Origin of the sequence: Chryseobacterium sp. PCH239 (assembly GCF_018924625.1) — a bacterium.
GTDB classification, from domain to species: domain Bacteria; phylum Bacteroidota; class Bacteroidia; order Flavobacteriales; family Weeksellaceae; genus Chryseobacterium; species Chryseobacterium cucumeris.
The window spans coordinates 3,306,499-3,328,461 of sequence record NZ_CP073027.1 but is presented as its reverse complement, the minus strand read 5'-3'; the positions used below and the strand labels follow the sequence as shown (position 1 = coordinate 3,328,461).

Below are 21,963 nucleotides of genomic sequence, written 5' to 3'. Positions count from 1 at the left end.
TTCTGGGATTAAACTTCTGAAAATCTGTGAAGTATCTGTCCAAAACGAGCTCCTGCATTAGCAACACCATCCAATACATTCATATCGATAAGATCTTCTTCCTCAGGGTTGCCATATCCTAGCTGGTCTGTTGTTTTACGTAATCTGTTTGAAAGAAATAATGCCAGAGCATAATAGAAATTAGATCTGAATTCAGGATTTTCTGCCATTCTGGAACTTATTGTATCACGAGAAATCTGATATATTACTGATGGCCTGGTTACAACTACAGAAACTGATGGCGGCCGTGATTCCAGGAAAGACATCTCTCCTACAATTTCTCCCGCTTCAAGTGTTGCAATACTTTCTCCATTGCTGTTACCTGCATAGATGGATAATTGCCCCGATAAAACAATAAATAAGCTATCTATTGATTCACCTTTATTGATCAGCGTATATCCAATGGGTAGTTCTAATTTACTTCCATTATGAATCATCCATTCTACATCTCTGTCATTTAATTGACCTAAGAAAAAAAGTACTCTTTTCATAATTATATTTCTTTTAAGATTATGCTAAAATATTTTGTTTCACATTGATAATTTCGCCAAAAAAACTGCTATTCCTGACGTTTATTTATTTTTTTCAACGAATTATACAATCCTTTATAATCTGTTATCACACCGTTACTATTCCCTTCATTTGATTTAAGATCTTCCTCCTTATTCATCCTCTGGGGTTTTACCGGGATATTGATGTACAAATAGTCCGGATCTGATTGATCGGTTACTTTAATTTTCTTACCCATAGGAGTTTTTTTTCCAAAAAATTTCTCTAAAGCTTCTTCTGGATTTTCTATTAAATACTTTTTGAAATCTTCATTTTCCCAAGCTTCAGAAATAATTCTAAAAAATGCTTCTTGTCCTCTCTTTTGTTCTTCTGTTAAGTTCATATTTTTGTTTTATACCTGTTATTCTAAAGAGTTTATGAGTTCTTTAGGGGTAATATTATATTGATCTGCAAATAATCTGGAAAAGTAATGCACATCATTATACCCTACTGCATATGCGATTTGAGAGATAGATTTTTGTATATAGTCGTCTATCATCTGTTTAGCTTTATGAAGTCGCAAGACTCTTATATATTTATTAGGCGTCAGATACACCAGGTTGGCCACTTTTCGGTGTAACTGCCTTTCACTCACGGCCATTTTATAGGAAAGCTCATAAAGGTTTAATTCATTCTGGTTCAAAGAGCCAAAAATTTCTTTTTCTAAGTTGACAAGCCAATCCTGATCTACTTTTGCTATTTTCTGGGGATTAATCTCGTCTGTGCACAACCCGCGAACATTTTCATTGGATTCGTAGATATCAAAAATTTCCGGCCGGCCACGAAATGTCAGATTCAGTGTTTTTGCTTTTGTTTTCAGCATCATTTCTTCAATAATATCACTTATTTCCTTGCTGCTTGAAAATATGATTTCATCCTTTTTTCTTTATGATGTAATGCTGTGCTTTTGCTTACCGTAATGATATTCTCTAACGGGTTTCTAATATTCTGGATAATCTGTTCCAAAACATCAGGAGAGTTCCAGTCTATAGTTTTTGCTGTATTCATTTTAAAAGGGGGATTTTATTAAACAGTTTTGTAATTTCATTTTTAGCTAACCAGATATCTATTGGCATCATAAAAACCTTTAAGCCCCTCATAGTTCATGGATACAGGAATTGTTTCAGATCCCAGATAATTAATAGAATCGCCTATTACATCGGCTTTTATGCCCATCAGGTTCATTACTCTTAAAAGCTTGCTGTCGCATTCTGCAAAGGCAATACTATTTTTGTCATTACAAATTGGAGTAATGGCAGAGACCATTAATCTCTTAAACAATGTACGGTCTTGATTGGTTTTGTTTGTTGCAAATCTTCCAATATGCCATACTGAAGAGGCATTTTGAGAACAACCAACGTCTAAAGGATTGATATTGAATAACTTTTGAATAGGAAGTATTGTTTTATAATCCCACTTAATTACTCTTATAGAACCTTGAATGCTTCCCATTGTATCTTTTACAACAAAAATTTCAGAATTTTTGAAATAGCTTAGTTCTTCATTATATACATCTTTAACATCATTTTGAATTTCCATTTCTGGTATAACATTATCAGAATGATGATTAAAGTTTTCTTCTACTACAAATTGGGCTAGCTCTGCGAGCTGTTCCAGCTCTAATTGGTTTAAGTAATTTTGTGTGATTCTCATGGCTTAGTTGTTTTTAACAAATCTACTTGGCAGGGATGTCAATTCCACTACACCATATTGTAGTATTCAACTGAAAGCCAAACAACTACACTTTGGTGTAGTCATCTGAGTTTTCTTTATAAAAACTTAATCCCTATTTAGGGATTTAAATAAATAACCATGATTTAATGTGAAAAAGAAAAATTTTATACCGTAATACCATATATTATGTTCATTTTATATTATTTTTGTATAAAACTGACAAAATAAGCATGGATGAAAAGGATTCTTTCTTTAATCATAGGAATACAATAAGCAGCGTAACGGAAGAGGAGAAGGAACAACAATTCAGTTATCTGGAATCGATTAAGGCATTTTCAAGAGCCACCTACACAAGTATTTATGTAATTGACTATATGAAGCAGGGGTTTGAATATGTTTCGGACAACCCGCTTTTTCTTTGTGGCAATACTCCAGAGCAAGTACTGGAGATGGGATATGCTTTTTATTTTAAATATGTTCCTCAAAAGGACCTGGAACTCTTGTTAAAGATCAATTCTGTAGGATTTGATTTTTATGATAAGATTCCTCTTGAAAAAAGGCTGGATTATACCATTTCTTATGATTTTCATATTATAAACAAGGAAAATAAAAAGATTTTAGTTAATCAAAAATTAACGCCTTTATTTCTTAATAAGGATGGAAAAATATGGAAGGCAGTATGTCTTATTTCCATTTCTTCAGAGAGAGACTCGGGGAATATTAAAATATATCAAAACGGAGAAAATAAAGTCTATCATTACAGGCTGGACCAAGATATATGGGAAGCAGAAAAAAAAGCAGTCTTATCCAAACGAGAACTTGAAATTTTACAGCTTTGTGCAAGAGGCTTTACGATCAATGATATCGCAAAAGCTATATTTGTTTCTCCGGATACGGTAAAGTTCCATCGAAGAAAGCTATTTGAAAGACTAGAAGTGAGCAGTATTACAGAGGCTATTGCATATGCTACAAATAATAAGCTGATTTAAGTAAGAATGTCTCCTGTATAATTATAAACAGGGACAATAAAAATATAATATAGGCTCTTCTTCCCTGGATATATACTCAGATGTTAAAATCAGTCCCGGTGAAAAGTTCTTTAATAGTAATAGAAATCTCTTATCTAAAATGAATACTCCATGGTTTCAAAGAAAACCTGTGGATAGGAGAGCTTGGGTTATTAAAAAAGTAAGAATTATCTTCTGTTGAAAGGAAAAATATTCTAATAAAGATCTATTTCTTTTTCAAATATTGTGAAGTATCAACAAGTTCATATTTAGGGCTTCTTTTCAGGAACTCATTAAGAAATGCTGTATGGGTAGCTCCCATAATGATCAGAACACGATCATCTTTTGTAACAGGAAGTTGGTTTAAGTTTGAAAATATTCTTAAATTCCTTTTATAAAATTTACTCGCTTCATCTGCACCTTCAAAATTTCCTTTAGTACTGCTATACGTTAATATATCCGCATTAATGTTAATCAAACCTTCTAAAGTCTCTTTTGAATTGAAGAATATTAATTTTTCTAAGGTTGACAAACTCTCCACTTTCGCAAATTTTTTAAAAAGGTTAAGTTTATAATTCTTTGAAGTCAAACTGTCTACCGGATCTTTCAACTCATCTGCAATATTATAGTTGTACATTGCCGTTTCTTTATCATCAATTCCATAGATAGTTTTTACCCCTGAAACTTTGGCGACTTGATAGGCTAATGCCTCTACTTCTCCTTTATATTTAGTCTTATATTTTCCGTCATGTAAAAAATTAGAATAATCTTTATTAAGTTCTTCATTATTATTTGGAATGATTTCTACACAAATCATTGTCGGTTTAAAATCTGCCAGCATATTAATTATAGCATCAATCTCAACATTGTTCTTGTCTGAATCGTATTTTACCTTGTTGGCATCAGTAGTATTTCCCATATGGAAAACACCTAAGTTAAAAACTTTAGATTTTTGTCCAAATAGATTAAACCAACCCAATACGATGATTAATAATATGATTTTTCTTATTTCCATAACTTTAAATGATGTTTAACTATAAATATCTACCTAAGTTGTTCAAATATAACTTTCTTCTGGAACTCTAAATCCTCCTGAGAAAGCTTGTTTAATTTTCTTTCGATGTTTTCTACTGCACTAAGCTCAAAAAAATCTTTTACGACTCCAAATTCTGTGTGTAAATCCCTGGATGATGTATTCACCTCAAAATAAGGAATATCTCCTCTTAACATTTGAGCGATTTCATGTTGCAGAATAAAACGTAAATCAGAGCCTTCGGGAATATCTTTAAAAGCAATGGAAAGATAATCTTCAATTCTTTGGGTGTATTTTTTTCTGTCCTTTTGATTGTTGGGTAAATTCATGACATTTAAAATTTTACCATATACATTGGTCGAACGCCATATATACCTTACAGGAAGGTTATTGAATTTTTGAATGGGTGAACGATCAGATAGTAAAAATGCTTTTTCACTTAGAAACAGATTATAACATTTTTCAAAGCCTGAGATAAACTGATCGGAATATTCATCCACGAAAACGTTCTTACCGTTGAATGTGGGAATATTGTTCTGAATATAATCTACTTTGACTGATTTGTATTCCATTTTCCAGTCTTTGGTAAACTTATTGACACCTTCTTTTTTGGTCACAAAGGCATGCGTGTTTTTTGAATACCCCAAACCACACATTCCTGCCGGAATAAATTTAGCATCATTCCCAAAAGGTAAAAGCGCACAATTAATGACAGTATCCTGCTTATCTATATTTTCTAAATTAAGAGTATCAAACGATTTGAAATTATCTCTGAGATGCTCTGAAATCTGAGGCTGTATTGAAGTTTCATGATCAATCACTACAGGTGTATCTCCATTAGCAATAAGGTTTTCAGCATGAAAATCAGTAGAATTTAAAAGATAAAGAATACATAATAAGTATCCCGCTCTTTCATAATAACTCTTTATTTCACTTTCTGAATTGCATGGTTTTCCCAGTACAAATTCCTGCCAATGATAATCTTTTTTATTGAGGATTTGATATTTGTAATCGCCCAGGGATATATGATCATTAATCCAGTCTAGGAAATAAAAAAGAGAATGAGAAATTGATGCATTGGTTGGCTTGAAAACCAGTTTATTTCCATTTTCTAAAAAAACCATAGAGGTTGAAAAACCATTATGAAAATCACCCTCTCCTATTTTAATATCCTGAACTGCAATAGATTCATTTTCAATTAACATATTGTCAAATAGTTCTGCAGAACAATCTTTATATGATTCAATGATCTTGGTGTATTGATTGTGAATTTTATTTTTCTGCAGAGGTAAGTACTCCTCTAAAACAGGAAATTGACGACGAATGTTTTGCCAGTTATCTTTTATTAAATATTCAAAGAAATCTTCAAAAGTTAATTCATTATTATTTCTAATAAATTCAGGCAGCATCCTTGTGATATTCCTCTCATAAATAGAGCATAGATAAGATGTCATTCTTTCTTCAACAAAGGTGGGTTCTTTTAAAGTGGAATTGGTCATTTTCTATTAATTTTTAATATTTATAACATTCTTAAAGACTTTTCTTTTCTATAAATGGATTCAAGGTTATTATCTCTGACAAAATTTTTACCATTTTGATTAAATACACTTTATTCATCCAGGCCCGAAACTCAATATATTCAATTGAAAATCAATCGTTTTAACAGGAAGTCATGGTGTAAAATAAATAAAAAGAGAATGTGCATTCTCTTTTTATTTATGTATTCAGTTTTTATGAATATACTAACCTTCAGTAGTAGCAGTATCTTCAGTCAAACCGTTTCCAAAGCAGCTTAAGAACTGGCAGCTTCCGATTGGAACTGTTTTACCACCTGCAACCATTCCTAATTCTTCTTCTGATAATTCAAATTCTTCGATATCACCTCCAAATAGAGCATATGAAAGATATGATAGGTTGATGTAGTAGGTATCGTTATCTACTTGATCTACAACCACGATTTTTTTGTTTCCTCCAAGAGTAAAATCTGAATGAAGCTCTTTAATTGCCTCAACAGGGTTGTTTACTAATCTTGCTTTGTAATCTGCATCGTTTAAAGCTTTAAACATTACTTCTCTAACTAGTTCTTTTTTCTCTTCTGAAATTGCTTGATAACTCATAATTTTTGAATTTTTAAATGTTAATTAATTTTTTTGTTTTTATTTATTGTATCTAGATTTATACTATTTCTGCAGATGGTTCTGTTATACTACCACCAAAGCAGCTTAAGAACTGGCAGCTTCCGATTGGAACTGTTTTACCTCCGGCAACCATTCCTAATTCTTCTTCTGATAATTCAAATTCTTCAATATCACCTCCAAATAGAGCATATGAAAGATATGATAGGTTGATGTAGTAGGTATCATTATCTACCTGATCTACAACAGCGATTTTTTTGTTTCCTCCAAGGGTAAAGTTCGGGTGCAATTCTTTGATTGCCTCAATAGGGTTACTTACTAATCTTGCTTTATAAGCTGCATCATTTAAAGCTTTGAACATAACGTCTCTAACTAGTTCTTTTTTCTCTTCCGAGATGGCTTGATAACTCATAATTTCTAAATTTTTAAGTTTTAATGTTTATTTTATTTTTATATTCTTTATTTAAGGCGCACACTGCTCCAGAGAAGGCTTTTCGAAGCGCCTTCCAGACAACAGTTATGACTTATATGATGGGTGATCTTTTAGTTAAAAACTAAAGAGATATCTTTTAATAATCCCCCTGGAGTTGGTTTCCATGGATAGGAACAAACTAGAGAAAAGGGGCTTAAGGATAGAGATATATTTTGATTCAATGACTTTATCTTTCCATTTATTAATTTGCACCTCATCAAATTTTTGGGATGAGTAAAGGGAAAATTTCATTTCAAAGAATTGTAATATGAGTTTTATCTCCGGATTTTTTATTTTTTTTCCTTCAATTCCTGCAAATGCCAATGAAAAAAGCCTTTGTTCGTCTTCACTATTTTTAGTCAAGGTGATGATAGCTTTCACGACGATCGTTACCGTTTGACAAACATTAATTACTTCACTTTCTTTTTCAATGTTAAAATTATTTGTCCAATGACCTACAGGATAGGCAAATTGATCTCCATCAATTAAATATTTTAACATATCATTACACAAACTAAATGCTCTATCCACTTCATTAAATAAAAGATGTGTTTTAATTATATTTTGTATCTGCAACGTCTTATGGGTGAATAACTCAGGATATTTTCCCAAAAGATAATCATCATTTTGAATGGCTAGATGAGAGTATTGAATTGATTTTTCATAATTATTCAATTTATAATGATAAAGTGCCATTATTGGGAAATAACCCATATGTAAAATAGCCTTTTCATTGTCATTCAGATCTACTTTAGCCATGCATTCATTAATCTTCGTACAGGTCTCTTCAGATCTTATATCTTTTTTTTGTAATTCGATAGCAAGGCTAGAGAATAATAAAAATAGATCATTAGTAATCTCAACATTCTCTATTCTTACCTCTTGATCGATAAGTTCAGTTAATTTTTCTCTGGTTAATTTTTCCAATTTTAACAGTGGCATGTCATCATTTTGAAACATAATTTTGAGAAAACTATTTATTGTTTGCATAGAATACTTTGAATACATTGGTCTTTCCAAAGTGTTTTCTAAATTCCGACTAACCATCATACTATTAAAATTACATGTTAAAATTATTTTTTTAAGTTCTCACTATTATTTATTCTGCGCAGTCATGGATAACAATTCTTTTTGTATGACTTCTACATTCCATGATATTGCTTTTTATATTTTAATACAATTTTTAAAAGCAGGAAATAAAGAGTCGGCTAAATCTTTCCAAATCATTTGTCCTCCTCCTGCAATTATTTCTAATTGTTCTTCTGTCAGTTCTGTATTTTCTAACTCAGGCTCTGCTGGTATATTCAAATACACTTTAGATTTATCTGTCTGATCAACAACAACCAGCTCTTTTCCCTCAGGCAAAACCACTACTACACCTGTCAGTTTTTCTATTGCTTCTATTGAGTTTGAGAGTAGTTCTTTTCTAAATTCCGCATCTTCCCAAGCTTTAGATATAACTGCCTGTATAATTTGTTCTTTTTTGTCTTCCATAACATTGCCATTTTGTTGATGTAAAGGTAAAATGCTTTCTTTGTATAGATTTGCCAAGTTTTACTTCAAAACTGTCAGTTCTATTTCTTTTTGTCAATTATCTTTTTTTAACATCTGCTCCTGATAACTTCCATTTTTAATAAGGTAAAAGTAAAAAGTATTTTCTCTATAGATTTGCCAAGTTTTGCTTCAAAACTGTCAGCTCTATTTCTTCTTACTTGGTTATCATTTTTAACATCTGCTCCTGATAACTTCCATTTTTAATAAGGTAAAGATAGAAAGTTGTTTCTCTACAGATTTGCCAAGTTTTGCTTCAAAACTGTCAGCTCTATTTCTTCTTACACGGTTATCATTTTTAACATCTGCTCCTGATAACTTCCATTTTTAATAAGGTAAAGATAGAAAGTTGTTTCTCTACAGATTTGCCAAGTTTTGCTTCAAAACTGTCAGCTCTATTTCTTCTTACACGGTTATCTTTTTTAACATCTGCTTCTGATAACTTCCATTTTTAATAAGGTAAAGATAGAAAGTTGTTTCTCTACAGATTTGCCAAGTTTTGCTTCAAAACTGTCAGCTCTATTTCTTCTTACACGGTTATCGTTTTTAACATCTGCTCCTGATAACTTCCATTTTCAATAAGGTAAAGATAGAAAGTTGTTTCTCTATAGATTTGCCAAGTTTTGCTTCAAAACTGTCAATGATTACTATCTGTTATATTCTTTCCGAATTGGCTTCAACAAAGTACATCTTAAGTTCTCCTTTTCCTTTTGCCTGGATATTTCCGCGGTATTCAAAAACGAAGCAGTCTTCATTTTTAATAAGGTGATAAAGCGATTCGCTTATATTTACTTTTCCTACCATCCCATTACTTTCTATTCTGCTGGCTGTATTGACAGTATCTCCCCACACATCGTACTGAAACTTTTTCACGCCTACAATTCCTGCGACAATAGGCCCTGCATGAATTCCTAATCGCATTTCAAAAGCAGGCTTATTGGTTTGTATGTTTTCAGTTTTTCTTTCTGCCATAAACCCTTGCATTTCAAGTCCGGCTAAAACAATATTCTTCAATGAATTCTGATCAGGTTTCGGAATGCCTCCCGCAGCCATATACGAATCTCCTATTGTTTTTATTTTTTCAATTTGATATTTTTCAGAGATAAGATCAAATGCTCTAAAACATACATTAATTTCTTCCACCAGACTCTGAGGAGACATCCTTTCAGCAGTTTGTGTAAAGGATTTAAAATCTGTAAACAGAATGGATACCAAATTAAAATCTCTGGCATTTACGCTTCCTTTTTGTTTTAGCTCTTCAGCAATCTCTTCCGGAAGAATATTCAGTAAAAGCTCTTCTGAACGATCTTTCTCTACTCTCAGAGCTTCTCTGGATTTTCTTACAAAATTGAGCCTGCTCCATAAACCTCCGGCAACAACAAGGATAAAGCATAAAGAAACAATGAAAATATTCCTTTGCTTTTCTTGTTCCTGTACCTCTTCCTTATGTTTTATCTGAATGATATGTTCTCTCTTTACATAGGCAATACTATCCGTTAACTGCTGTTTCTGAAACTCCATATTCATCATCCTATTGGACGTTTCTTTAGAGTTTAAACTATCTTCAAAAATATTTGATTTTTCATAATAGCTAAGAGCTCTCTTATTATCGTTCAATTTTTTATAAGACTGGTACAGACAGTCACAGGCATCTTTTTTTAAGCTGAGAGAACCAATTTTTTGAGCAATAGCAAATCCCTTATTACACAGTTTTACCGCTTCATTATTTTTTCCTTGTTCTATATAAATATTACCGATAGCAATTTGAGAATCTCCTATATATTGCTGGCTGTTCATTTCTTTTGCCAGTTGTAATGTATTATTGAAATAGGCCAGAGCATTAGAATAGTCCAGCTTTCTATAAAATAAAGTTCCTAAATTATTGAGTACTTCTACTTTAATCTGCTTATCATTTTGTTCGTTCGCAATGCTAAGGGCTTTATTTAGATTTTTATAAGCAAGATCAAAATCTTTCATCCTAACCTGAATAGATCCGGTTGAATTTAAGTTCTGAGCAATAGCCTTTACATCATTTACTTTTTTATATACATCATATGCCCTTTTATAATATTTCAAAGCGCTGGAATAATCTTCAAGTTTAGAATAAATACCTCCTATATTTTGAGTGGTTATTGCTATGGTTTTCGGATCTTTAATTTCTTTCTGTAACTCCAATACTTTCTGATAGCAGCTAAGGGCCTGAGGCAGTTTACCTAGGTAATAATAAGTTCCGCCCATGTTATTGGTAACTGAAGATATTCCTAATTTATATCCGGATTTCTTATATTCAGAGATACTTTTTTCAAAATATGAAAGAGACTGAACATAATTTCCTTGAAGAGAGTAGGAAATCGCCAAATAGCTATAACAATCTCCCGCTTTTTTAAAGTCTTTATTTTCGTAGTAACTCTCCAGACTTTTATTAAAGTATATTACAGATTCCGCAAAATTTCCTGATTCCTGTTTCTTTATACCAATATTCAAAAGACTGTCTGCCTTGTTTTTATTGATTGTAGAGTGATTCTCTTTTTTTACATGAGTCTGAGAAAAAGCTCTAGGGTGATTTCCGATAAATAAAAAACAAAAAAACAATATGTATTTATAATTTATCATAGCGAAAAGGTTTATAGCATTGGTATAAAGTAAGTATAGGGTATATCAAATGAATTCAGACAATGTTTTGGGTTCATTAAAAATCGTATATAATTCTTGAAAAACAGGAATTATACACGATTTATAGAATCTTACAATCTACCCTCCACCAAAAATGCTTCCATCAGAATTAACTGGTTTAATGTAGATAGGTGGGTCTCCTTCATTCGCACCGCCGGATATGATATCCAACTGTTCCTCGTCTAGTTCCATATCGTCCATATTCGGCTCTGCCGGAATATTTACAAAAATGGTAGAAGAGTCTGTTTGATCCACAAACGCAAGATTCTTCCCTGCGGGCAAATTAATAGGACTTCCCAAAAAATTCTCCATAGTAGCTACCGGGTTCTGGATTAAACTGTTTTTAAATACAGGATCTTTCCATGCTTTTTTTACAACAGACTGTAAAATTTCCTCGTCTTTGATTAAATTCATAATTTTTTTTTATTGTTAAACGGTATCTGTTCTAATATGGCATGGTAAATTTATTTTGTTTTAGACTGACAGAACTGACAAAAAAACCGACAAAAAAAAAGAAAATGAAGAAATATTCTGTCTGAAAATGTTGAATAGAAATTCAACAGAAATAAAAAAGCCCTCCGTAATACATTACAGAGGGCTTTGTACCCCAGACGGGACTTGAACCCGTACGTCCTTGCGGACACAGGATTTTAAGTCCTGCGTGTCTACCAGTTCCACCACCAGGGCATGGTGTGGGCAAAAAAAAAGATTCGAACCAAGGGTTCCAACCTTCTTAAAAACTCTCCAGAGTTTTTCGAATTGTGCGGATGAAGGGACTCGAACCCCCACGCCTCACGGCACCAGATCCTAAGTCTGGCGTGGCTACCAATTACACCACATCCGCTGTTTTGCTGATCTGAATACTCAGATTCAACCTGATTTCTTACAAATATAAGATTTTTATTTAAAGAACACTCTCTATTAAAACAAAAAACCCTCCGTAAGATATTACAGAGGGTCTTGTACCCCAGACGGGACTTGAACCCGTACGTCCTTGCGGACACAGGATTTTAAGTCCTGCGTGTCTACCAGTTCCACCACCAGGGCATGGTGTGGGCAAAAAAAAAGATTCGAACCAAGGGTTCCAACCTTCTTAAAAACTCTCCAGAGTCTTTCGAATTGTGCGGATGAAGGGACTCGAACCCCCACGCCTCACGGCACCAGATCCTAAGTCTGGCGTGGCTACCAATTACACCACATCCGCTGGTTTTGCTGATCTGAATACTCAGATTCAACCTGATTTCTTACAAATATAAGATTTTTATTTAAAGAACACTCTCTATTAAAACAAAAAACCCTCCGTAAGATATTACAGAGGGTCTTGTACCCCAGACGGGACTTGAACCCGTACGTCCTTGCGGACACAGGATTTTAAGTCCTGCGTGTCTACCAGTTCCACCACCAGGGCATGGTGTGGAGCGAAAAACGGGATTCGAACCCGCGACCCCAACCTTGGCAAGGTTGTGCTCTACCAGCTGAGCTATTTTCGCATAGTGCGGATGAAGGGACTCGAACCCCCACGCCTCACGGCACCAGATCCTAAGTCTGGCGTGGCTACCAATTACACCACATCCGCTGGTTTTTTATATTGTAAGTTTTAAAGAGCTTGCTTCGTTTTTGTGAGTGCAAATATAGGACAATTTCCTTTACTACCAAACTTTTCAGGAAAAAAAATAAAATTTCCATATTTTTTTTCACGCCTTCTTTTATTACATTTCATTTTCTTACTTTTACATCGTTAATATTTACGATATGGAATTACAAGGAACGGTAAAGAAACTTTTTGATGCTCAAACATTTGCGAGCGGGTTTCAAAAAAGAGAAATGGTTATTTTGACCCAAGAACAGTATCCACAGCCGATAAACATAGAATTTTTATCTGATAAAATCAGTTTATTAGATAATCTTAAAGAAGGAGAAAACGTAAAAGTAGGAATCAACATCAGAGGGAGAGAATGGGTTTCTCCTCAGGGTGAAACTAAATACTTCAACTCTATTACAGGGTGGAGAGTAGAAAAAGTTTCTGACAATGCTTCAGAACCTACTCAGGCGATGCCACAGCAATCTGCATCTCCAGTTTCTAATGAGAATCCGTTTGCCGGAGACGACGATGATGATTTACCTTTCTAATTAAAGAATAAAGATCAAATATAAATCCTGCTTTTTGAAGTGGGATTTTTTTTCTAAAAATGGTCCGATTAGACAAAAACGAGATTTCATTTCCTGACCCTGAGCTTTATGAGGGTCATGAGGGAGTGGTTGCTTTTGGTGGCGACCTGTCTGTAGAACGTATTTGGTTTGCTTATCAGCTGGGCATTTTTCCATGGTACAATCCCGGAGAGGAGATCCTTTGGTGGTGTCCAGATCCAAGATTTGTTCTTATTCCTGAAGAATTAAAAATCTCAAAATCAATGAGAAAAATCTTAAACAGGAATGTTTTTACTTTTTCTGAGAATAAGAATTTCAGGGAAGTCATCAGGAACTGCCAGCAAGCCACCAGAAAAGGGCAGTCAGGCACATGGCTTTCTGATGAACTGATGGAGTCCTTTGTTCAACTCCATGAATACGGCCTAGCCAAAAGCATTGAAGTGTGGCAGGATGAAGAACTTGTAGGGGGTTTTTACGGATTGCAGATTGGAAATGTATTCTGCGGAGAAAGTATGTTTGCTAAGGTAAGTAATGCTTCAAAGGCAGGATTTATCAATTTTGTGGAAAGCAACAAGAAAAACATTGAAATAATTGACTGTCAGTCACATACCGAACATTTGGAGAGTTTGGGGGCAAAAATGATTCCCAAAAAAGAATTTCTAAAAATCTTACACGAAAATAATGAACGCAGATAAAGAAAAGTGGGTTCTTCTGGTTGTCCTCAGCATTATCTGGGGATCATCCTTTATTTTAATCAAAAAATCACTGGAACACTTCAATCCGTTTCAGGTTGGATCTTTAAGAGTTCTTATTGCCGGCATTATTCTGCTTCCGGTTGCTATTTCCAATTACAAACTTTTCCCTAAAAAACATTTGAAATGGTTGATTCTGGCTGCTTTCACCGGAAACTTCATCCCCATGTTTCTGTTTCCGATTGCTGAAACCGAAATAAGCAGTAGTATTGCAGGGATTATCAACTCCATGATGCCTATTTTCGTCATTATTGTTGGAGCTTTGGTATGGAAGTTCGAAACAACTAAAAAACAAATTGTGGGCACATTAATAAGCTTCACCGGAGTCTGTATCCTCGCATTTGGAGGCGGAGACAGCGGAGAATTGAAAATGATCCCGATTCTGTTGCTTTTATTGGCTACTTTATGCTACGCAATGAGCACAACGACCGTGAAATCCAGACTAATGGAGGTATCTTCCACGGTTTTATCTGCTTTTGTTTTCTCATTTGTTTTATTACTTCCGTCCATTATCGCCTTAACAGGTACAGGATTCTTTTCAGAGTTCAGCTTTTCAAAGGATAATCTGATGGGACTTATGTTTGTCAGCCTTTTATCTGTTTTCGGAACCGGATTGGCAATGATGATGAATTATCGTTTGCTGAAAGTTTCCTCTCCTCTTTTTGCTTCAACGGTTACTTTGGTAATGCCAATCGTTGCAATTATCTGGGGAATCATTGATGGTGAAAAACTCACTTATTTACAATTTATAGGAGCCGGAGTTATTATTGCCGGACTCATATTTTTAAGAACAAATACAAAAAAATAAAATCATATTATAAATTAAATTATATTTGGATGATTTAACTTATAACTATGAAAAAACTTCTACTTTTTGGGGCTATAGCCTTATCTACACTTTCTTGTTCCAACTCTGATGACACTCCTTTTGACAACAGTGATCCGTCTAATCAAAGCGTAATTCTTCCCACTAAGATGACGATGGACGGTATTGTAATGAAAATCAATTACAACGGAACCAAAATCATCAGTATGATTAACAACATTAATCATGGACAAAGAGTGGAGTTCTCTTATACCGATGATTATGTTTCCGGGATTAAACATTACGAAAATAATGTTCTTGAAAGCTCTGTAGAATATGGATATTCTAATGGGCGCATGGCTTCGGCTGTCATAAAGGAATATTCCACTACCGGAACTGTACAGAATACGGTTGCATTTACTTATAACTATACCAGCAATACGGAAATCAATGTAAAAAGACAGACGAATTCAGGAACTGCCGGTTCTTATACGATCAACAGTGTATTTACGTACAGCAATGGAAATATGGTAAGTAACGTAGGATCAGGAACCGGAATCGTCAATGGAAATACGGTTAATTATACAGAAAAAGAGACTTATACCTATACTGATAAGAACTATCCTTTCAAAAATGTCAAAGGTTTTGACAAAATCATATTCAATGGAAATGAAAGCAGTGATGGGATAAGCATGCTATTTTCGAATATTAAGAACAGCTTAAGTACTTATAAAGGAGAGTTTACCAATACGACTGCCGGAGGAGGAACAGCAACCGGAACAACGTCTCACAAGTATACAACTACTTTTAATACTGCCGGTTATCCATCTGAAGAAAGCAGACAATCTCTTGATGTGAATGGAAATGCAAATACCAGTGTTCCGGATAAATTTTTCTACGAATACAACTATCAATAAAAAAACCTGCATTTCTGCAGGTTTTCTGTTATTTGTTAGAGACATCTAGTTCTTTTTCTTCACTTTATTGGCCTTGACCTTTTTCACTTCGTCTTTAATGAAAGGATATTTTTTCTGCATATCCTTAGCTAAAGAAGGATCAAGTTCCAATGCTTTTTGAAGAGATTCCATTCCTTTATCCTGTTCTTTCAGATTGTAAAAACAATTGCTCAATTGATAAAACAGCTCGGCTCTGTGATGTTTTTTAATGGCTCTGTTCAAGACTGTTACCGCATCTTCATACTCTCCTACTAACATTAAAACTTCTGAATAGGCATACCAGTTGTAGAACCTTGAAGGTTCAGCATCCACCAGTTTTTTAAGACAAGAAAGGCTTTCTTCAAACTTCCCCGAATCGATGAATAAAAATGCCAGTCTCTTCTGATAGTCAAGATTGTTTTCATTCAGCTGGGTAGCTTCTTTGGCAAAATGTAATGCTTCAGACATTCCTCCCATTTCTTCATAAAGATAAGACTGTTCCATCATCGCAAGATAAAACTGAGGGTCTTCTCTCAATGATTTCTGGAATGAATTTAAAGCTAAAATAGGCTGTTTTAAAGCCTTGTTGCATAATCCGATCTTATAAAAAGTAAATGCTTTTGTATATTCCAGCTCCAGCATTTCTTCATAAGTTTCGATGGCCTTCTGGTATTGTCCCAAAGCTTCATAACAGGCTGCTTTATTGGCATATACTCCTACAGAGTTTGAGTTGATTGCCAGTAAATAGTCATAGCCTCTTATCGCTTCATCATAATTTTTTCTGTTGAAATAGAATTGACCGTATTCAAACCAGGCGGTTTCAGAATAAGGGAATTCATCTAAATATTCATTAAGAAAGGCAATAGCCTCCTCACTCTTATTCAGGTCACTGAAACACACCATACAGTTTTCCAGCGAATATTCATCCGTAGGATCTTCTTTCAGTGCTTTTCTATAATGTTTAAGAGCGTTAAAAGGATCTCCGAGATTCACATATTCATCCGCAATAAAGTTGTGGAGAAAGTTTTCTTCTTCCTCTAATGTCAAAGCTTTTTTACAGATTTCAATGGATTTTCTGGGATTTCCTAGGTTCGAATAATACTTAGCGTAGCAAACCAAAAAGTCTGTATGCTCCATAGAAGCACCTTTCAGTTCGTCAATAAGTTCTTTCGCCGTATTATACTCTTCCCACTCCAGAAGGATCTCAAGTCTTTTGATCTTGATATCCAACGAATTGGGATGAAGCTTTAGCCCATAATTAACAGCCATGTCAGCGTAATTAAAGTCACCAAGCTCCAAATAATAAACAATAATGTCTTCTAACTCTTCGGTATCGAAGTAGAATTCGTCATTGTTTTCCATCATTTCCTCGAACTTTTTTACAAGTTCATTTCCAAAATACTCTTCCAATAGTGTCCTCTTTGTCGGCCCAACGCTTGAATTTGCTTACAAACCTCGGCAAACGTTTAGTTAATAATACATCTGAAACTGATATTCAAATATTTATGCAAAGTTGCAACTTTTTTTTGAATATTCCATTTCATAAATTTCTATTATAAAAATAGTAAAAAAAGAAAACCGATAAAAGGATTGTGGATAAAAAAACGGAAATTGGGGTTAAATTCTTATGACCAGACGTTTTCCGCTTTCTATTTCAGCGTTCCATATGGTTTCGATATCTTTAATATCAACTTCGTGAGTTTCCATTTTAATTTCCCCTTCAACTGCTGCCTGAAACATTTCCGGGATAATTTCCGAAAAAAGTAGCGCTGATTCTTCTTTTGTCCAGCTTCCCAATCCTGATCCTGAAATCTGAATATCAGTTCCTCTGAGGATCTGAGAAGACAGCTGAATGGTATCCCCGCTCATTCCTCCTATCGTTACAAGCTTTGTCTTATGGGAAAAGGTTCCGTCTCCTTTGAAAGCAGACAAAATCATTTCTACAGAATGACCCCAGACATAATCTATGATAATATCTATCGGGGTTTCCTGATGAATTTCTTTTATTTTTTGTTTAAAATCATTGTCCTCCAATTTTAGAGAAACGATCTCATCAGCACCCAGTTCAAGTAAAGACTGCAAAGATTCTTCATTTCTTCCGGTAACAATAATTTTCTGTGCTCTATATAATCTGGCGATCTGGACAGCCATTCTGCCTGTAATTCCTGTTGCTCCATTAATCAGTACAGTATTTCCAGGCTGTATTCCTGCTTTGAACTTTAATGCCATTGCTGAGCCCATAACGGCGTTGGGCAATGCTGCAGCCAGAGAAAAATCAAGTCCTTCAGGAATTGGAATGATCATCTTTTTATCTGCTACAGCTTTTTCGGATACAGTCCCTTTTTTGCTGAAAAAATAGACTTTACTTCCGTTTTCCAGATATCCTGCGCCGTCTGTTCCGATAACCGCTGGCTGGTGTTTCTGATTTTCTGTTGAATAATGATTTCCACCTGCTCTGGCTCTGTCGAGATTTTTAATTGATGCTGCTTTTACTGAAATCAAAATTTCATTTTCCTGTACTTCAGGCTCCTGGAAATCTGCATATTGAGGAATGCTTCCTTTTGCAAATACTACGGCTGCTTTCATTCTTTTAATTTTTATACAAAATTAGGAGTGTAGAAGGCTGTGAAGCGATAACATTTGTTATCAGTTTGGAAAAGGGAGCTGGAAGCGGGAGGTTGGGAGTTTATAAAGCCGGTAACAGAGTTAACAAACGCAGCAATCGCTAGGAAACATGATATTGTTATTATTATTTGTTCACAAGGACATTTCGTTCAGCAAAGAATAGCGACCTTTGATGATTGGAACGTCTTTGCGAGCATTTTTATTATTCTTCGCGAACATCGCGTTTAAAATTTAAACAGGACAAATACCAAGTAATGCGGTGTCTTTTTAAATCTACAGCTTCTGGCTTCCACCTTCCATCCTCTTAAAGTCCTTCTTTCAATATTTTGCTTTTGATTCTGCTGAGATGTACAGTAGTAATGCCAAGATAGGAAGCAATATAATGCTGGGGAACTCTTTTGATGATCTCAGGTTTTTGTTTAACTAAATTCAGATATCGCTGCTGCGGAGTATCCTTAATGAATGAAAAGAAATGTTTCATATAATCGAATACCCTTTCGAAAAGAGCATCCATAAAAAGGTTTCTAAGCTCCGGATTTTCGTAAACTTCTTCCAGAAAAGCTTCCACATCAGGTTTATTAATTTTGTATAAAATACAGGGTTCTATGGTCTCAAATGAAACCATGCTTGGTAAACCTTTTTTAAAGCTTTCAAGAGAGGAAAACATTGTGTTCTCAGGGAAAAACTGAAAGGTAACATCTTTTCCGTCATTATTATACCAGGCTCTTACCATCCCTTTTTCAAGATAATAGGCATTGCAGGAAACTTCACCTTCTTTTAAAAGCAAAGTCTTGGCAGGAACATTCATACGCTGGAAGCTGCCCAGAAATTTTCTCCACTTTTCTTTAGGGAAAGGAAATCTGTTTTTAATATGTTCAAACATTTCTGGTATAAAAAAAGAACGGACTGTTTGTCCGCTCTTCATATATTTTTAGATTAAACTCTTGATTTTAGCAATGATATCATCTCCCAACTGATCTGCCTCTTCCTGAGATTTAGCTTCAGTATAAATTCTGATGATTGGTTCTGTATTGGATTTTCTAAGGTGAACCCAGTTGTTTTCAAAGTCTATTTTAACACCATCTACTATAGAGACTTCTTCATTCTGATATTCCTGTTCCATTTTGCTTAAGATCGCATCTACATCAATCTCCGGCGTAAGTTCTATTTTCTTTTTACCCATGAAATAGCTTGGATATCCTGCTCTTAATTCAGAAACGGTCTTGTTTTCTTTAGCTAAATGTGTTAGGAATAAAGCGACTCCTACTAAAGAATCTCTTCCGTAATGCAATTCAGGATAAATAATTCCTCCGTTTCCTTCTCCTCCGATCACCGCATTTTTCTCCTTCATCAAAGTAACAACGTTTACTTCTCCTACAGCACTTGCAAAGTATTCTGAATTGTGGCTTTGTGCTACATCTCTCAATGCACGGCTTGAAGAAAGGTTGGAGATTGCTACTCCATTTTTATTTTTCAACAGGTAATCTGCAACGGCTACCAGGGTGTATTCTTCCCCGAACATTTCTCCTTTTTCATCAATAAGGGCTAATCTGTCTACATCCGGATCTACCACCACTCCTAAGTCTGCATTTTCTTTTTTCACAAGATCACAGATATCTCCCAAATGTTCTTTCAACGGTTCAGGATTGTGTGGGAAGTGTCCTGTAGGTTCACAATATAATTTGATGGTTTCACAACCTAATTTATCTAAAAGCATTGGAATAGCAATTCCTCCTGTAGAGTTTACAGCATCAAGAACTACTTTAAAATTCTTTGCTTTGATTGCTTCCACGTCTACCATCGGTAAATCCAGGATCTGCTGAATATGGATATCAAAAGCATCGTCTCTTGTTTCATATTTTCCAAGATCGTCTACTTCTGCATAGTTGAAATCTTCGCTTTCTGCCAAAGCCAGTACTTCAGCTCCGTTTTCACCACTGATGAATTCTCCTTTTTCGTTTAATAATTTAAGGGCATTCCATTGTTTTGGATTATGAGAAGCAGTAAGGATGATTCCACCGTCTGCATTCAGCTCAGGCACCATTACTTCAACAGTCGGGGTTGTAGAAAGACCCAGATCTACCACATTAATTCCTAATCCCTGCAATGTAGCTGTAACTAAAGAGGAAACCATCTGACCAGAAATTCTGGCATCTCTTCCGATGATAAGGGTAAGATCTTTTTTGTTTTTATTATTTTGAAGCCAGGTTCCGAATGCGGATGCGAATTTTACAACATCCAGCGGTGTTAAGTTATCATTTACTCTTCCACCAATGGTTCCGCGAATTCCGGAAATAGATTTTATTAATGACATGATGTTTTTGCTTTTATTTTGTTCTTTCTGAATTTTTCCAACGCAAAGATACTTAAAAGACCCTTCAACTTATAGAACGGGAATCTTTTTTTGGACTTTATCGTAGGTATTTTTCACAACTTTCGGTGGTGCAAAACGATACCCAATATATAACAGTCCATAAAGGTTATTATTTTCAACTGCTTCTCCGTTTTTCTGATACGTATAAGCCCTAAAGTTCATCCTTCCTCCAAAAAGAAAGCGGTCTGAATTATATCCCACGTGAAGACCTCCTTCCATTCTCAGGGTTACAAACTGTTCGTTTTCTTTCTGCTCATTGTTCTCCTGGGAGCCTGAAAACTGTCCTCCAAGTCCTACAGAAAGGTAGGGAGCAACATTCACTTTATCTCTTATAATCCAATTATAAAAGTATCCCATATTGGCCCCTATTTTATACTGAACTTCCTTGTTTTTCACTTCATTTATTGTATTGGTGAAAAAGCTGACATCATAATCCAGATAAGGAATCCAGCTTCCGCTGCTTTTTTTCTGCCATTCACTGTGAGTATATACACTTTTGGCTGAGAAGTTTTTATTGAACACATACGATGTTGTTCCTCCAAAACTCACCACTTTTAAGTCTGGAAACTGTAAATAAGCATCTGCTTCCTGCCAGTCCGGAACAAAATCTTTCATATTTTCCACGTAAAACCCTTTTACTTTTTTATAATAAAAAGTCTGGATAAATCTTTTTGGAAAAAACCTGAAGCTCAGATCTGTATAAGAACTTTTCCCTTTCAGATCATCCTCATTATTTCCCGGGATAAATTTTGGGGAAAAAGAGAGGGTTGCACTAATGGCACGGTAGTCAATAGATACGGACGTTCTTGTTTTGTTATTGATGGACAGTTCCATTTTATCATTTCCTCGCTGGGAAAGAATATACTTTTCAAGATTGGTATCCAGATTAAGGCGGATCATCACCTGATCTCTATACGATTTTACTAGTGTTGTATCTGTCTGACACCTAGCGTAAAAAATGCATGAGAACAACAAGAGAACTGAAATTGTGTTTTTTAGAGTCAAAATAATTAATATTTTCAAAGGATGAAAATACTATTATTTTTTTATTTCTATTAAACCTTGTTTAAGAACAGCCGCAATCTTTATCACAGTTGGTTCTTTTGGAGCTGAATTTCTTAGGAGCGAAATTTTTTTTAAGTACTTTAAATAAAGAGTAACAAGCAAATGCTACAATTAATACAATAAGTA

The 21,963-nt window shown here is 34.6% G+C and carries 23 protein-coding genes and 7 tRNA genes; 5 read left to right on the top strand and 25 right to left on the bottom strand.

What is annotated here, in order from left to right; genetic code table 11:
- Window positions 1–8: 8 nt before the first annotated feature.
- From KBP46_RS15475 to KBP46_RS15455, 5 genes are all read right to left on the bottom strand, one after another.
- Window positions 9–530: a cyclic nucleotide-binding domain-containing protein gene (locus tag KBP46_RS15475; protein WP_062672706.1), complete on the bottom strand. Its 522-nt coding sequence runs from the start codon at window positions 528–530 to the stop codon at window positions 9–11.
- Between the two features lie 68 nt (window positions 531–598).
- The gene (locus KBP46_RS15470; RefSeq protein WP_062672709.1) at window positions 599–931 is read right to left on the bottom strand and encodes a hypothetical protein; all 333 of its coding nucleotides are present in this window, start codon (window positions 929–931) and stop codon (window positions 599–601) included.
- A gap of 18 nt (window positions 932–949) precedes the next feature.
- Window positions 950–1,414: a helix-turn-helix transcriptional regulator gene (locus KBP46_RS15465; protein WP_216443623.1), complete on the bottom strand. Its 465-nt coding sequence runs from the start codon at window positions 1,412–1,414 to the stop codon at window positions 950–952.
- Between the two features lie 17 nt (window positions 1,415–1,431).
- Window positions 1,432–1,596 (bottom strand): hypothetical protein, encoded by a 165-nt coding sequence (locus KBP46_RS15460; protein WP_216443622.1) that lies wholly within the window; start codon window positions 1,594–1,596, stop codon window positions 1,432–1,434.
- 42 nt (window positions 1,597–1,638) lie between these two features.
- The gene (locus tag KBP46_RS15455; RefSeq protein ID WP_062672714.1) at window positions 1,639–2,241 is read right to left on the bottom strand and encodes a hypothetical protein; all 603 of its coding nucleotides are present in this window, start codon (window positions 2,239–2,241) and stop codon (window positions 1,639–1,641) included.
- A 251-nt stretch (window positions 2,242–2,492) separates the two neighbouring features.
- Here KBP46_RS15455 and KBP46_RS15450 point away from each other — a divergent pair, with 251 nt between their 5' ends.
- Window positions 2,493–3,251 carry a response regulator transcription factor gene (locus KBP46_RS15450; protein ID WP_062672716.1) on the top strand — a complete coding sequence of 253 codons (759 nt, stop codon included), beginning with the start codon at window positions 2,493–2,495 and terminating at the stop codon, window positions 3,249–3,251.
- Window positions 3,252–3,495: 244 nt separating this feature from the next.
- On the opposite strand, the gene KBP46_RS15445 is transcribed toward KBP46_RS15450, so the two are convergent.
- The 15 genes from KBP46_RS15445 to KBP46_RS15375 all read right to left on the bottom strand — a co-directional run bounded on the left by KBP46_RS15445 (window position 3,496) and on the right by KBP46_RS15375 (window position 12,709).
- Entirely contained in the window at window positions 3,496–4,284 is a 789-nt protein-coding gene (locus KBP46_RS15445) for a DUF5694 domain-containing protein (protein ID WP_216443621.1), read from the bottom strand.
- A gap of 29 nt (window positions 4,285–4,313) precedes the next feature.
- A complete protein-coding gene (lanM, locus tag KBP46_RS15440; protein ID WP_216443620.1) occupies window positions 4,314–5,801 on the bottom strand; it encodes a type 2 lanthipeptide synthetase LanM in 1,488 nt (495 codons plus the stop codon).
- Window positions 5,802–6,044: 243 nt separating this feature from the next.
- A complete protein-coding gene (locus tag KBP46_RS15435; protein ID WP_062672720.1) occupies window positions 6,045–6,419 on the bottom strand; it encodes a hypothetical protein in 375 nt (124 codons plus the stop codon).
- A 58-nt stretch (window positions 6,420–6,477) separates the two neighbouring features.
- Window positions 6,478–6,849 (bottom strand): hypothetical protein, encoded by a 372-nt coding sequence (locus KBP46_RS15430; RefSeq protein WP_062672722.1) that lies wholly within the window; start codon window positions 6,847–6,849, stop codon window positions 6,478–6,480.
- A 135-nt stretch (window positions 6,850–6,984) separates the two neighbouring features.
- Window positions 6,985–7,899, bottom strand: a complete 915-nt coding sequence (locus KBP46_RS15425) for a hypothetical protein (protein ID WP_162268225.1) — start codon at window positions 7,897–7,899, stop codon at window positions 6,985–6,987.
- A 174-nt stretch (window positions 7,900–8,073) separates the two neighbouring features.
- Window positions 8,074–8,460, bottom strand: coding sequence for an NHLP leader peptide family RiPP precursor (locus tag KBP46_RS15420; protein WP_216443619.1), 387 nt, complete (start codon window positions 8,458–8,460; stop codon window positions 8,074–8,076).
- 654 nt (window positions 8,461–9,114) lie between these two features.
- Window positions 9,115–11,073, bottom strand: a complete 1,959-nt coding sequence (locus tag KBP46_RS15415) for an adenylate/guanylate cyclase domain-containing protein (protein ID WP_123278761.1) — start codon at window positions 11,071–11,073, stop codon at window positions 9,115–9,117.
- Window positions 11,074–11,211: 138 nt separating this feature from the next.
- On the bottom strand, window positions 11,212–11,547 hold the full coding sequence (locus tag KBP46_RS15410) for an NHLP leader peptide family RiPP precursor (RefSeq protein ID WP_123278760.1): 336 nt from the start codon (window positions 11,545–11,547) through the stop codon (window positions 11,212–11,214).
- Window positions 11,548–11,736: 189 nt separating this feature from the next.
- Window positions 11,737–11,820, bottom strand: a tRNA-Leu gene (locus tag KBP46_RS15405).
- Between the two features lie 75 nt (window positions 11,821–11,895).
- Window positions 11,896–11,977 (bottom strand) — tRNA-Leu (locus KBP46_RS15400).
- 119 nt (window positions 11,978–12,096) lie between these two features.
- Window positions 12,097–12,180 (bottom strand) — tRNA-Leu (locus KBP46_RS15395).
- 75 nt (window positions 12,181–12,255) lie between these two features.
- Window positions 12,256–12,337 (bottom strand) — tRNA-Leu (locus KBP46_RS15390).
- Between the two features lie 120 nt (window positions 12,338–12,457).
- Window positions 12,458–12,541 (bottom strand) — tRNA-Leu (locus KBP46_RS15385).
- A gap of 6 nt (window positions 12,542–12,547) precedes the next feature.
- Window positions 12,548–12,623 (bottom strand) — tRNA-Gly (locus KBP46_RS15380).
- A gap of 4 nt (window positions 12,624–12,627) precedes the next feature.
- Window positions 12,628–12,709, bottom strand: a tRNA-Leu gene (locus KBP46_RS15375).
- Between the two features lie 176 nt (window positions 12,710–12,885).
- On the opposite strand from KBP46_RS15375, the gene KBP46_RS15370 reads away from it, so the two are divergent.
- Genes KBP46_RS15370 through KBP46_RS15355 form a run of 4 tightly spaced genes read left to right on the top strand, consistent with a single transcriptional unit; the run spans window position 12,886 to window position 15,755 of the window.
- On the top strand, window positions 12,886–13,263 hold the full coding sequence (locus KBP46_RS15370; RefSeq protein ID WP_103288684.1) for a DUF3127 domain-containing protein: 378 nt from the start codon (window positions 12,886–12,888) through the stop codon (window positions 13,261–13,263).
- Between the two features lie 59 nt (window positions 13,264–13,322).
- Window positions 13,323–13,976: a leucyl/phenylalanyl-tRNA--protein transferase gene (aat, locus tag KBP46_RS15365; RefSeq protein WP_123278759.1), complete on the top strand. Its 654-nt coding sequence runs from the start codon at window positions 13,323–13,325 to the stop codon at window positions 13,974–13,976.
- Window positions 13,963–14,841: a DMT family transporter gene (locus tag KBP46_RS15360; protein WP_062672733.1), complete on the top strand. Its 879-nt coding sequence runs from the start codon at window positions 13,963–13,965 to the stop codon at window positions 14,839–14,841. Before aat ends, KBP46_RS15360 begins: the two co-directional genes overlap by 14 nt.
- Before the next feature lie 47 nt (window positions 14,842–14,888).
- Entirely contained in the window at window positions 14,889–15,755 is an 867-nt protein-coding gene (locus KBP46_RS15355) for a hypothetical protein (protein WP_216443618.1), read from the top strand.
- Between the two features lie 45 nt (window positions 15,756–15,800).
- Here KBP46_RS15355 and KBP46_RS15350 read toward each other — a convergent pair whose 3' ends face one another.
- The 5 genes from KBP46_RS15350 to KBP46_RS15330 form a co-directional block, all read right to left on the bottom strand.
- Complete coding sequence (locus KBP46_RS15350) at window positions 15,801–17,183, bottom strand: tetratricopeptide repeat protein (protein ID WP_062672737.1); 1,383 nt, start codon at window positions 17,181–17,183, stop codon at window positions 15,801–15,803.
- A 207-nt stretch (window positions 17,184–17,390) separates the two neighbouring features.
- Window positions 17,391–18,359, bottom strand: coding sequence for a zinc-binding alcohol dehydrogenase family protein (locus tag KBP46_RS15345; protein ID WP_216443617.1), 969 nt, complete (start codon window positions 18,357–18,359; stop codon window positions 17,391–17,393).
- A gap of 343 nt (window positions 18,360–18,702) precedes the next feature.
- On the bottom strand, window positions 18,703–19,323 hold the full coding sequence (locus tag KBP46_RS15340; protein ID WP_228432366.1) for a Crp/Fnr family transcriptional regulator: 621 nt from the start codon (window positions 19,321–19,323) through the stop codon (window positions 18,703–18,705).
- A 6-nt stretch (window positions 19,324–19,329) separates the two neighbouring features.
- Window positions 19,330–20,712: a phosphoglucosamine mutase gene (glmM, locus tag KBP46_RS15335; RefSeq protein ID WP_062672741.1), complete on the bottom strand. Its 1,383-nt coding sequence runs from the start codon at window positions 20,710–20,712 to the stop codon at window positions 19,330–19,332.
- Between the two features lie 69 nt (window positions 20,713–20,781).
- The gene (locus tag KBP46_RS15330) at window positions 20,782–21,744 is read right to left on the bottom strand and encodes a DUF4421 domain-containing protein (protein ID WP_262486812.1); all 963 of its coding nucleotides are present in this window, start codon (window positions 21,742–21,744) and stop codon (window positions 20,782–20,784) included.
- Between the last annotated feature and the right edge of the window lie 219 nt (window positions 21,745–21,963).

What these genes read in the sequence shown, in the direction of transcription:
- KBP46_RS15445 (WP_216443621.1), bottom strand. Translation starts at nt 4,284, where the DNA reads ATGGAAATAAGAAAAATCATATTATTAATCATCGTATTGGGTTGGTTT.
- KBP46_RS15415 (WP_123278761.1), bottom strand. Translation starts at nt 11,073, where the DNA reads ATGATAAATTATAAATACATATTGTTTTTTTGTTTTTTATTTATCGGA.
- KBP46_RS15470 (WP_062672709.1), bottom strand. Translation starts at nt 931, where the DNA reads ATGAACTTAACAGAAGAACAAAAGAGAGGACAAGAAGCATTTTTTAGA.
- KBP46_RS15475 (WP_062672706.1), bottom strand. Translation starts at nt 530, where the DNA reads ATGAAAAGAGTACTTTTTTTCTTAGGTCAATTAAATGACAGAGATGTA.
- KBP46_RS15450 (WP_062672716.1), top strand. Translation starts at nt 2,493, where the DNA reads ATGGATGAAAAGGATTCTTTCTTTAATCATAGGAATACAATAAGCAGC.
- glmM (WP_062672741.1), bottom strand. Translation starts at nt 20,712, where the DNA reads ATGTCATTAATAAAATCTATTTCCGGAATTCGCGGAACCATTGGTGGA.
- KBP46_RS15345 (WP_216443617.1), bottom strand. Translation starts at nt 18,359, where the DNA reads ATGAAAGCAGCCGTAGTATTTGCAAAAGGAAGCATTCCTCAATATGCA.
- KBP46_RS15455 (WP_062672714.1), bottom strand. Translation starts at nt 2,241, where the DNA reads ATGAGAATCACACAAAATTACTTAAACCAATTAGAGCTGGAACAGCTC.
- KBP46_RS15465 (WP_216443623.1), bottom strand. Translation starts at nt 1,414, where the DNA reads ATGATGCTGAAAACAAAAGCAAAAACACTGAATCTGACATTTCGTGGC.
- KBP46_RS15410 (WP_123278760.1), bottom strand. Translation starts at nt 11,547, where the DNA reads ATGAATTTAATCAAAGACGAGGAAATTTTACAGTCTGTTGTAAAAAAA.
- aat (WP_123278759.1), top strand. Translation starts at nt 13,323, where the DNA reads ATGGTCCGATTAGACAAAAACGAGATTTCATTTCCTGACCCTGAGCTT.
- KBP46_RS15425 (WP_162268225.1), bottom strand. Translation starts at nt 7,899, where the DNA reads ATGCAAACAATAAATAGTTTTCTCAAAATTATGTTTCAAAATGATGAC.
- KBP46_RS15340 (WP_228432366.1), bottom strand. Translation starts at nt 19,323, where the DNA reads ATGAAGAGCGGACAAACAGTCCGTTCTTTTTTTATACCAGAAATGTTT.
- KBP46_RS15355 (WP_216443618.1), top strand. Translation starts at nt 14,889, where the DNA reads ATGAAAAAACTTCTACTTTTTGGGGCTATAGCCTTATCTACACTTTCT.
- KBP46_RS15435 (WP_062672720.1), bottom strand. Translation starts at nt 6,419, where the DNA reads ATGAGTTATCAAGCAATTTCAGAAGAGAAAAAAGAACTAGTTAGAGAA.
- KBP46_RS15430 (WP_062672722.1), bottom strand. Translation starts at nt 6,849, where the DNA reads ATGAGTTATCAAGCCATCTCGGAAGAGAAAAAAGAACTAGTTAGAGAC.
- KBP46_RS15360 (WP_062672733.1), top strand. Translation starts at nt 13,963, where the DNA reads ATGAACGCAGATAAAGAAAAGTGGGTTCTTCTGGTTGTCCTCAGCATT.
- KBP46_RS15370 (WP_103288684.1), top strand. Translation starts at nt 12,886, where the DNA reads ATGGAATTACAAGGAACGGTAAAGAAACTTTTTGATGCTCAAACATTT.
- KBP46_RS15460 (WP_216443622.1), bottom strand. Translation starts at nt 1,596, where the DNA reads ATGAATACAGCAAAAACTATAGACTGGAACTCTCCTGATGTTTTGGAA.
- lanM (WP_216443620.1), bottom strand. Translation starts at nt 5,801, where the DNA reads ATGACCAATTCCACTTTAAAAGAACCCACCTTTGTTGAAGAAAGAATG.